Below are 4,581 nucleotides of genomic sequence, written 5' to 3'. Positions count from 1 at the left end.
GGCACCTGGAAACTGCTCTCGTGGAAATATGTGCCGGCCGAAGGAGAGCCGGTAGAATTTTTTGGCGAGAATCCGCTGGGCATTTTAATGTACGATACCAACGGGTATATGAACGCCCAACTCATGAAAAGCGGTCGTTCCAATTTCGCTACAGCATCTATAGCGGATGGAACCCCGGAAGAAATTTCCGGAGCGTATCTCAGCTATGCCGCTTATTGGGGAAAGTATTATGAAAAAACACCGGGCGAACTTATACATGAAGTAGAAGGCAGCCTCTTTCCGAATTGGGTGGGCCACGATGAGATCCGCTATGCTGAAATTACCGGTGAGTATCTTATTTTAAGTACGCCCATGTTTAGAGTTACCTGGAAACGGGCTTGATAGTATAGGGCAAAAAAATCCCGGCATATATACTATATACACCGGGATATCATAGGGGTAAAATAATATTTTTTACTTCGCTACAGCAGCTTGTTCTTTCAGCCACTTGCGTGCATCCGGATCGGAATTGAAAATTGCCACGGTATATACTCCCTTGGTTGCTTTGGTGAAACCTTGCAACGAAAGTTGGGTAAAGATGTTGTCAGACATGATTACCGCCATATCAGTCAATCCTTCTTTAGCCGCACGTGGGTTCCAGTCAGTTTGGTACCATTCGTTGGCAGCTTGCCACGGGCCCGATACTTTCCGGTTATCAACGAGAACCTTCGCGCAACCTATTTCTTTTATCATCTTCAGTAATTCTTCCGATCCTATTTTTACCTGCTCAACTGTAAGAAAACCATTCCAGTCTACATAGATGAGATCATTCTCTTTTTCGAAAGTGATGGTAACGAAGATTTCTTTGCCATTGGGCCTTTTAAGTTCTCTTTTCATAGCGTTTAAGATTTAGTAGATGTTGACTTAGTTCTTACTAAGGTGAAGTATTATCAGAAATTATATCGGGTTTAAATTCCTTAAAAATTACAAACGCAGAAATATAATATAGCTGACTAATCTCTGTACATTTTGCGCAATTCCGTTTCAATCATAATTTACGGTGGCAATACTATACTATTTTACAAACAGAACAATATCAGTGCGTATAGCCCAACCGTTTGATGTCAATGCGATTTTCTTAGCGATTAATTAATTTTATTACATATTAACCAATGTTGCATGGTCAGGATTTTGATTTCAACAGTATCGGAGATAGCAAAGACAACAGACTTTGAATCAACCTGCAACCAATTAAAGATACCCTTTTTAGGGGAGGATAGCTATGAGTTTGAGGAGAAAAAATTTACAAGCCTCATCGGATATTTAATGTTGCAACGCTTGTTATTAGAGTCTCCTATAGCGCGAAATATACTCCATACTATATACCGCGAGCCATGGGGTAAATGGAAGCTGCAGGCTCCAATTGATTTCAACATATCACACGCAGGCGATAAAGTAGTGGCTGTACTCTGCGACAAGGGTATAATAGGAGTTGATATTGAACCGGTGCGCGCGATTGAGTGGCAGGTATATAAAGATTCTTTTACCACGTTAGAATGGTTGCAAATTACAACCGCGACTGACCCAACCGTTATGTTCTTTCATCTGTGGACTAAAAAGGAAAGCCTTCTCAAAGCGTATGGTTTTGGTTTGCAAATTCCGTTGCACAATGTTGTAGTGGAGGAGGAGCGAGGCTATATAAAGAAGCAAGATCAGGTAATGCCCGGATATTTTCATGCGCTGCAAGTGCCGGGTTATGCCGGGTATATCTGCACCGAAGCGAAAGAAGAGAATATACTGATAGAACATTTTGTGTTGAACGGAGCCTGATCTATACCCAATTGTACAGTAGCCATACCGTTGTAATTCAGTATCTAAAGAGCTATATCAAATGTTAACTGAAACATATTAGGGTAGTAATCTTTAACAAATAGCACCTAATTAAGAACGATTTGGTAACCTTGTTTCGGGCAAGATGCATGTACATTTGATATATCCCAACCCTATCGCTTGCCATGGCCGATCTTCGGAAAAAAACAAAGTGGATGCTGACGTTGGAGGTAATTATCTACCTCATCATTGCTATATCTATATCGCTGGCCATTACACTCTAGCAGAATTTCTCTTTTAACCTGTACTCTTTTCCTGTATATCGGCTGTTCAGATGCCGATAATGTTACATTTTTTGAGTAGCCCGGCCGTTGATTTTCCATCCGGAAATTCGGGTTTTTCGGGCGTTGTTAACAAATAAGGTTAGCATCTGAAACATTTCATCCCCATCAGTTAACGCTTTAGCCCTTACTCCTGAACAATTTCGTACCCGTAAAAGGCCTTCTTGTCGCATACCTTTATCGCAATCGATTACACGAGTCATTAATACGATTGCAGATCATGAAAGGATTGTTTACAAAACAATGGTTGAGGGTATTCGGGAACTCCGGAACCTGTTCTGTTTTGACCTGGATCCCGTCTTATTCAGTCAATCGCTGGCATCTCACAGAAGCTGTCTTTGTCCAGAATCGCAGGTATGTCTGTACCTCTTGAAGCCTTCGCATAGTGACCGGCAAGTAATCGAACGAATGTGACAGCCGAATAAAAATGAATAACACTTTGGGTTAACGAAAGATCACGCTGCCCGGAAGAGTATAACACTCTACCGAGGCAGATGGTCGAGCCTGCAAGTTTGAAAAAGTGAGTGGTTGGTAGAGGGGTATAGATACGAATCAATTTCCGCGAGGAATAGAGATAAACAAAGTAAACCGCTAAACCAAATTAACCTATGATGACAAAACTTTACAGGAATCTATTACGAGTCTTCGTGATTATATTTCTGTCGGGAGCTGCAACGCTGGCCTATGCGCAGAAGCAGATCGTGACAGGAAAACTCACGGACGCCACAGGCCAGGGAATGCCTGGTGTAAATGTACTGCTGAAAGGTACGGCCGTTGGAGTAACCACAGATACAGATGGTAATTTTTCTATTGAAGCCAGCCATGATGATATACTGGTGTTTTCTTTTATAGGATTTAAAACACAGGAGATACAGGTAGGAAGTCAAACAACCTTCAACGTGTTGTTGCAGGAAGATGTAGAGACACTGCAGGAAATTGTAGTGGTAGGATATGGTGAAATGAAAAAGACCGATCTCTCCAGCTCACAGGTTTCTCTCAATGCCTCCGATATACAGAAAACGGTAAACACTACACTGGAGCAGGCTATACAAGGCCGCGCGGCAAACGTGTATGTAGCAACCAATAGCGGACAACCCGGTGCACCGTTATCAGTAAAGATCCGTGGTATAAATTCCATCAACGGAAATACAGAACCGATGTATGTAATTGATGGTGTACAGATCATGGGTTCCAACGGAACTACTTCCAATCCATTGTCGGGTATAAATCCGGATGATATAGAGTCGCTGAACATTTTGCAAGGACCATCCGCTACTTCGGTATATGGTTCGCGCGCATCCAACGGTGTCATTGTGATCACAACAAAACGCGGTAAGCCCGGAGAAACAAAGTTCAACTATAACACCTTCTATACTCTACAGGATGTACCGAAGTTTCTGCCTACAATGAACCTTCGCCAGTATGCCGAGTATCAAAACGATATTAAATCGGTGTTGGCAAATTACCAGGTGCCCGATGAGTTTGCCGATCCTTCTTTATTAGGAGAAGGAACAAACTGGCAAAAAGAATTATTTCAGCGTGCAGCCATGATGAAGCACCAACTATCGATGAGCGGAGGTACAGATAAAACTACTTTCTATCTCTCCGGCGAATATTTCAACCAGGATGGTGTAGCTGTTGGTTCTGCATTCAAGCGCTATGGTATACGTCTTAATCTCGACAATCAAACACGCAAGTGGTTAAAGATCGGTACCAACATTAACACCAGTATTACCAATGAGAATCTTACCGTAACAAACGATGATCTCATAAATATAGCCATCAGTCAATCACCAGCGGTGCCATTAAAGAATATAGATGGTTCGTGGGGTGGACCTGATCAAACACAATTCCGCCAGACAAACCCGGTAGCCCTTGCGTTGATCAACGAAAACAAATTCCGCAGGGTACAGGCCATGGGCGGTATATATGCTGATATAAATATTGTGAAAGGACTTGTGTTCCGTACAGAACTGAACGGCAATGCGCAATTCACCAATAATTATCTCTTTAAGCCAAGCTATACTTTTGGTGGTTTTGAAAATGAAACATCTACCTCCACCCGCACTGCCAACAATACCGTGGGCTGGTTATGGAATATGTTGCTGCGCTATAACAAAACATTTGGCAAGCATAACATCACGGCTATGGTGAGCCACGAAGCGCAAGAGAGTACATGGGAAGGTGTGAGTGGTACACGTACCGGTTTCGTATCAAACAAAATACATGAGTTACCGGGTGGCGATGCCAAGACCGCTACCAACAGCAGTATGAAAGGTTCATGGGCAATGGAATCGTACTTTGGCCGCTTGAACTATGTATTCAATGATAAGTATATAGTACAGGCTACACTGCGTGCCGATGGTTCGCCATCATTTGGTCCGGAAAATCGCTGGGGATATTTCCCTTCTGTTTCCGCAGCGTGGCGTAT

General features: G+C 42.7%; 4 protein-coding genes. 3 read left to right on the top strand and 1 reads right to left on the bottom strand.

Annotated elements, in window-relative coordinates; genetic code table 11:
• Positions 1–381 (top strand): lipocalin-like domain-containing protein (locus VIN08_RS05605; protein WP_331961483.1); only part of this gene is annotated, 381 nt, incomplete at its 5' end.
• A gap of 72 nt (positions 382–453) precedes the next feature.
• On the opposite strand, the gene VIN08_RS05600 is transcribed toward VIN08_RS05605, so the two are convergent.
• The gene (locus VIN08_RS05600) at positions 454–876 is read right to left on the bottom strand and encodes a hypothetical protein (protein ID WP_331961480.1); all 423 of its coding nucleotides are present in this window, start codon (positions 874–876) and stop codon (positions 454–456) included.
• Between the two features lie 282 nt (positions 877–1,158).
• Here VIN08_RS05600 and VIN08_RS05595 point away from each other — a divergent pair, with 282 nt between their 5' ends.
• Together VIN08_RS05595 and VIN08_RS05590 are read left to right on the top strand one after the other, a co-directional pair.
• The gene (locus tag VIN08_RS05595) at positions 1,159–1,809 is read left to right on the top strand and encodes a 4'-phosphopantetheinyl transferase family protein (protein ID WP_331961477.1); all 651 of its coding nucleotides are present in this window, start codon (positions 1,159–1,161) and stop codon (positions 1,807–1,809) included.
• Positions 1,810–2,758: 949 nt separating this feature from the next.
• Positions 2,759–4,581, top strand: a 1,823-nt coding sequence (locus VIN08_RS05590) for a SusC/RagA family TonB-linked outer membrane protein (protein ID WP_331961474.1), incomplete at its 3' end; no start/stop codon positions are given.

The sequence above is a fragment of the Ohtaekwangia sp. genome, assembly GCF_036568665.1.
In the GTDB taxonomy this organism is placed as follows: Bacteria; Bacteroidota; Bacteroidia; order Cytophagales; family Cyclobacteriaceae; genus Ohtaekwangia.
The sequence above is the reverse complement of the archived record's forward strand: the minus strand, read 5'-3'. Positions and strand labels throughout refer to the sequence as shown.